Source organism: Psychrobacter sp. (genome assembly GCF_035469765.1).
In the GTDB taxonomy this organism is placed as follows: domain Bacteria; phylum Pseudomonadota; class Gammaproteobacteria; order Pseudomonadales; family Moraxellaceae; genus Psychrobacter.
The window spans coordinates 1-6,648 of sequence record NZ_DATIRM010000311.1 but is presented as its reverse complement, the minus strand read 5'-3'; the positions used below and the strand labels follow the sequence as shown (position 1 = coordinate 6,648).

2 protein-coding genes and 1 pseudogene are annotated in these 6,648 nt (G+C 43.2%); all 3 read left to right on the top strand.

Annotated elements, in window-relative coordinates:
- A pseudogene (rpoB, locus tag VLN09_RS08740) lies at positions 1-1,563 on the top strand (DNA-directed RNA polymerase subunit beta); the annotation flags it as partial.
- A gap of 188 nt (positions 1,564-1,751) precedes the next feature.
- A complete protein-coding gene (rpoC, locus tag VLN09_RS08735; protein WP_325245659.1) occupies positions 1,752-5,972 on the top strand; it encodes a DNA-directed RNA polymerase subunit beta' in 4,221 nt (1,406 codons plus the stop codon).
- A 240-nt stretch (positions 5,973-6,212) separates the two neighbouring features.
- Positions 6,213-6,648: DUF6586 family protein (locus tag VLN09_RS08730; RefSeq protein WP_325245657.1), on the top strand; the 436-nt coding region annotated here is incomplete at its 3' end.

The window sequence follows — 6,648 nt, the reverse complement described above, 5'->3', positions numbered from 1 at the left end:
CAAGAATTGACCTGTGTGGCGCGTGATACCAAGCTAGGTACTGAAGAGATTACTGCTGATATTCCAAACGTTGGTGAAGCGGCTCTATCAAGTCTTGATGAAGCAGGTATTGTATATATAGGTGCTGAAGTTGACGCTGGTGATATTCTAGTTGGTAAAGTGACGCCAAAAGGTGAAACACAACTAACGCCAGAAGAGAAATTGCTCCGGGCTATCTTTGGTGAAAAAGCCGCTGATGTTAAAGACACGTCTCTACGTGTTCCAACGTCAAGCAAAGGTACGGTTATTGACGTTCAAGTCTTTACCCGTGATGGCGTTGAAAAAGATGCACGTGCAAGAGCGATTGAAAAATCACAGCTTGATAGCTATCGTAAAGATTTAAAAGAAGAGCTACGCATCTTTGAAGAAGCCGCTCGTGGTCGTATTGGTAATCTTTTAGATGGTCAAAAAGTCAGTGGTGGTTCTGGTCTAAAAGCTGGTACTGTTATGGCACTGGCTGATATGAAAGATATGAGCCTTGAGACCTTGCTTGATATTCAGCCGGTTGAAGAAGAAATCTCTGAGCGTCTAACGCAAATCGCCGAGTACTTAGTTGATAAGCAAAAAGATATCGATGTGAAGTTTGCTGAGAAGAAACGCAAACTAACTGCTGGTGATGACTTGCAACATGGCGTACAAAAAATCGTTAAAGTATATCTAGCGGTTAAGCGTCGTATCCAGCCTGGTGATAAAATGGCGGGTCGTCATGGTAACAAAGGTGTGGTATCGCGCATTATGCCAGTAGAAGATATGCCTTATGATGAGCATGGCAATACAGTCGACATCGTATTGAACCCGCTTGGTGTACCGTCGCGTATGAATATCGGTCAGGTACTCGAGACCCATTTGGGTATGGCGGCAAAAGGCTTGGGCGAAAAGATTGATGGCATGCTTAAATCGCAAGCAGCAATCAAAGATTTGCGTGAGTTCTTAGACAAAATCTATAACCAAGTGGGCGGTGAGCAAGTCGATCTTGATAGCTTGACTGATGATGACATCATGGCGCTAGCAGATAACTTGCGTGCTGGTGTGCCAATGGGTACGGCAGTATTCGATGGTGCAAAAGAAAGCCAAGTTAAAGACTTGCTAGAGCTTGCTGGTATGGCGCGCGATGGTCAGCAGACATTATATGATGGTCGTACAGGTCAGAAGTTTGACCGCCAAGTGACGGTCGGTTATATGTATATGCTCAAATTGAACCATTTGGTTGATGACAAAATGCATGCACGTTCAACTGGTTCATACTCACTAGTCACGCAGCAGCCGCTAGGTGGTAAAGCTCAGTTTGGTGGTCAGCGCTTCGGTGAGATGGAAGTGTGGGCACTAGAAGCTTACGGCGCGACGTATACGCTGCAAGAGATGCTGACTGTGAAGTCAGATGATGTTGAAGGCCGTACTCGTATGTACAAAAACATCGTTGATGGTGAGCAGTATATGGATCCAGGTATGCCTGAATCGTTTAATGTATTGACCAAAGAAATCAAATCACTGGGTATTAATATTGAGTTAAAACAAACCCATTAAGCATCGCTGACTGAAGCTGCTTTTAACCCAGTTTCAGTCAATTATTATCCTTAATGGTCAACCTAAAGGCAGTATGCTCATTGCTGCTGCTTTTAGTGATTTGTCTCAACCCTATTCATTGCCTTCATTCATCTCAACCGCGCTCATAATACGCTGTCAGATGATTATAAAGATAACGGAGAAGCAACTTGAAAGATTTACTCGATATCATGCAAAGCCCTACCAGCAATGGTAACCATGAGTTTGATAGCATCCAAATTACCTTGGCATCGCCTGACGTTATTAAGTCATGGTCGCATGGTGAAGTAAAAAAACCTGAAACCATTAACTACCGTACGTTCAAACCTGAACGTGATGGTCTTTTTTGTGCCAAAATTTTTGGTCCAGTAAAAGATTTTGAATGTTTATGTGGTAAATATAAGCGCCGTAAGTTCCAAGGTGTTATCTGTGAAAAATGTGGCGTTGAAGTCACTACTGCTAAAGTTCGTCGTGACCGCATGGGTCATATCGATTTAGCGAGCCCTGTTGCGCATATTTGGTTCTTAAAATCATTGCCAAGCCGCATCGGTCTATTGCTAGACATGACGCTTCGTGATATCGAACGCGTTTTGTATTTTGAAAGCTACATCGTGACTGAGCCAGGTCTGACTTCTTTAGAGAAGTATCAGCTGCTTGATGACGAAGACTACTATAAAGCCCTTGAAGAATTTGGTGATGAATTCACTGCCAAGATGGGTGCTGAAGCAGTTCAAGACCTTTTAAAAGATATTGACTTAGATTTAGAAATTGATGAGTTGCGCGAAGCGATTCCGCAAACTGGTTCTGAAACCAAGCTTAAAAAGATGTCTAAGCGTCTTAAATTATTAGAAGCATTCCGTGATTCTAATAACAAGCCTGAGTGGATGGTAATGAATATCTTACCAGTACTACCACCAGATTTGCGTCCGCTAGTACCACTAGAAGGTGGTCGTTTTGCGACATCAGATTTGAACGATCTATATCGCCGCGTGATCAACCGTAATAACCGTCTAAAGCGTCTGCTTGAGTTAAGTGCTCCTGATATCATCGTACGTAACGAAAAACGTATGTTGCAAGAATCAGTAGATGCCTTGCTTGATAACGGTCGTCGCGGTCGTGCTATCACGGGTAGTAATAAGCGTCCATTGAAATCTTTGGCTGATATGATCAAAGGTAAGCAAGGTCGTTTCCGTCAAAACTTACTTGGTAAACGTGTTGACTATTCTGGTCGTTCGGTCATCGTTGTAGGTCCAACACTACGTCTACATCAGTGTGGCCTACCAAAGAAAATGGCACTTGAATTGTTCAAGCCATTTACTTATAACAAACTATTGTCTCATGGTTTGGCGACAACGATTAAAGCTGCCAAAAAGATGGTAGAGCGTGAAGAGCCACAAGTTTGGGATATGCTGGCCATGGTTATCCGTGAGCATCCAGTACTGCTTAACCGTGCGCCAACACTTCACCGTTTGGGCTTGCAAGCATTTGAACCAGTACTAATCGAAGGTAAAGCGATTCAGCTGCATCCTCTAGTTTGTACCGCGTTCAACGCCGACTTTGATGGTGACCAAATGGCTGTTCACGTGCCATTGACCCTAGAAGCACAGCTTGAATCACGTGCGCTGATGATGTCGACTAACAATATCTTGTCACCTGCGAACGGTGAGCCGATCATCGTACCGTCACAAGATGTTGTATTGGGCTTGTACTACATCAGCCGCTCGTCAGTGAATGCCAAAGGCGAGGGCATGATTTTTGCCACCGTTAATGAAGCATTGCGTGCGATTGGTTCAAACGATTTACATGTTAACGCCAAGATTAAAGTTCGTGTCACTGAAACACATATTGATGATGACGGCAATCGTACTAAAGAGACGAGTATCAAAGATACCGTTGCTGGTCGCTTGTTAATCTGGAACATCATGCCTGTTGGTATGTCGTTTAACGAATGTAATGAAGAGATGACCAAGAAAAATATCTCTAAATTGATCAACTCTTGCTACCGTAAAGTGGGCGTAAAAGAAAGTGTTATGTTTGCTGACCAATTGATGTATCTTGGTTTTGCACAAGCGACACTATCTGGTGTGTCTATCGGTATCGATGACATGGTTATTCCACCACTGAAAAAGCAAATCATCGAAGTCGCTGAAGCTGAAGTGCGTGAAATTGAAGACCAGTTTGAGCAAGGCTTTGTAACGGCTGGTGAGCGTTATAATAAAGTGGTCGATATCTGGTCACGTACCAATGACAAAGTCGCGAAAGCGATGATGGACAACTTAGCGACTGATAAAATTATCAACGCTAAAGGTGAAGAAGAAGAGCAGAAGTCATTTAACTCTATCTTTATCATGTCAGATTCTGGTGCTCGTGGTAGTGCCGCACAGATTCGTCAGCTCGCTGGTATGCGTGGTTTGATGGCTAAGCCAGATGGCTCAATCATTGAAACACCGATTAAAGCTAACTTCCGTGAAGGTTTGACCGTACTTCAGTACTTTATCTCAACGCATGGTGCGCGTAAAGGTCTTGCGGATACTGCACTAAAAACGGCTAACTCGGGTTACTTGACGCGTCGTCTGGTTGACGTAGCACAAGATTTGGTTATTACCAGTGATGACTGTGGTACTGAGCAAGGCTTGCTCATGAAGCCACATATTCAAGGTGGTGAAATCATTGAGAAGTTAGGCGAGCTAGTATTAGGTCGTGTAACGGCACGTGATGTCACTTATAACGATAATGCTGAAAAAATCTTGATTCCAGCGGGTACGTTGATCGATGAGCATTGGGTTAAGGTGCTTGATAACAATGCAATCGATGATATCTGGGTACGTTCAGTGATTACCTGTAATATCGAACATGGCGTTTGTTCACAATGTTATGGTCGTGACCTTGCTCGTGGTCATAAAGTGAATATCGGCGAGTCTGTCGGTGTTATGGCAGCGCAGTCTATCGGTGAGCCTGGTACTCAGTTGACCATGCGTACTTTCCACGTTGGTGGTGCAGCAAGTTCTGCTTCTGTAGATAACAGCATTTCAGTTCGTAGTGCGGGTCAAGCGCATTTTGAAAACATGAAAACTGTACAGCACACTGATGGTCACTTGGTTATCGTATCACGTTCAGCTGAAATCGCCTTGACTGATGAACTTGGTCGTGAGCGTGAGCGTTATAAAGTACCTTATGGTTCAAGCGTCCTCATAAAAGACGAAGAGCAGGTTGAAGGCGGTCAAACCATCGCTAAATGGGATCCACACACGCATCCTATTATTACAGAATTCGCTGGTACCGCACGTTTTAGTGAAATTACTGATGGCTTAACCGCTACCGTAAAAGTTGATGATGCAACTGGTATGAGCTCGTTTGAGATTCTAGCAACTCGTGACCGTTCAAGCTCAGCAAAAGACTTGCGTCCTGCGATTATTTTGAACACCGACGAAGGTAAAGAAGTCGTTTACTTCTTACCTGCTGAAACCATCATTCGCGTCAGCGACGGTGAAAAAGTTGCAGCCGGTTCGATTCTAGGTCGTGTACCACAAGCCTCTTCAGGTACCAAAGATATTACTGGTGGTCTGCCACGTGTAGCTGATTTATTCGAAGCACGTCGTCCAAAAGATCACGCTATCATGGCTGAAATGACGGGTGTTGTGAGCTTCGGTAAAGAAACTAAAGGCAAAAACCGCTTTATCATTACTAATGAAGATGGCGAGATCCATGAAGAGCTGATCCCGAAATGGCGTCAGATTAACGTTTTCGAAAACGAAACCGTTGCTCGTGGTGAGGTTATTGCTGATGGTCCACAAAATCCGCATGATATCTTACGTCTGAAAGGACAAACCGCACTTGCTGATTATATCGTCAACGAAGTACAGGACGTTTATCGTCTGCAGGGTGTAAAAATCAACGATAAGCACATCGAAGTTATCATTCGTCAGATGTTGCGTAAAGTTGAGATTACCGATGGCGGCGATTCAAACCACTTTAAAGGTGATCAGGTAGAATATGCTGATATCAAAGCATTGAATGCTAAGCTGGAAGCGGAAGATAAATTCCCAGTTCAGTTTGAGCGTCAATTACTTGGTATTACCAAAGCAAGCTTGGCAACCGAAAGCTTTATCTCAGCCGCATCGTTCCAGGAAACAACCCGTGTACTAACTGCTGCTGCGGTCACTGGTAAAGTGGATGAGTTACGTGGTCTGAAAGAAAACGTAGTCGTTGGTCGCTTGATTCCAGCTGGTACTGGTTTGGCTTATCATAAAGCTCGCAAAGAAAAAGCAGAGCAAAAACTGCAAGATAAAGACTTAAACGCAGCGTTTGATATGTCAGCAACGACTGATGCGACAGACTTTGCAAGCTTCGATGAAGCATTTGCTCAAGAGTTGAATCAAGGTAATCATTAATTTAAATAACGTTTAGTTATTTGCATAAATAAAAAAGCCAGCCATGTTGCTGGCTTTTTTTGCTTTAAAATTCCATCACAACAAGTTTTTTCTTGGGGAATGACGATATAAAATAGTACACTGCCATAACCGCATTACTTAAATAGTTTATGGTTTTAGGTAAAGCCTTCATAATCTATTGTCATTTATCATTGTCACTTATTGTTGTTATCATTAGTATTAACCAAAAAGGATAGGCACATGGCAGATAAAACTCGCGTTGCCAAATACCAAGCTGACCGTACCAATCAAAAGATATATTTTTGCCGCCTTGCCTGTCAAGCCGCTGCAGACACTACTGACAAGCAGTTATATCAAGCACATTGTGAGACCGCTATTTTTCATCTATACGGTACGTTTTTAGCTTTTTTACAAGAGCTTGGTCATTTTTATAATATAACGTTGATGACTCCGACGTTATTAGCTATTGAAGAGGCACTCAGTGAGCGTACCCAAGTATCACCTGAAATACAGCGCCTAAAGCAGTTACAACAGCAGGGATTTTTAGCAGATATAGAACATGCCTATCAGCGTTGTCTATATGCCGTGATATCTGAGCATGCAGTGGATAAGGCGGTTGATGGCAAAAAAGAAGTGCCTGATTTGATTGTCAATGTTGTGACACTGTCCAATCAAT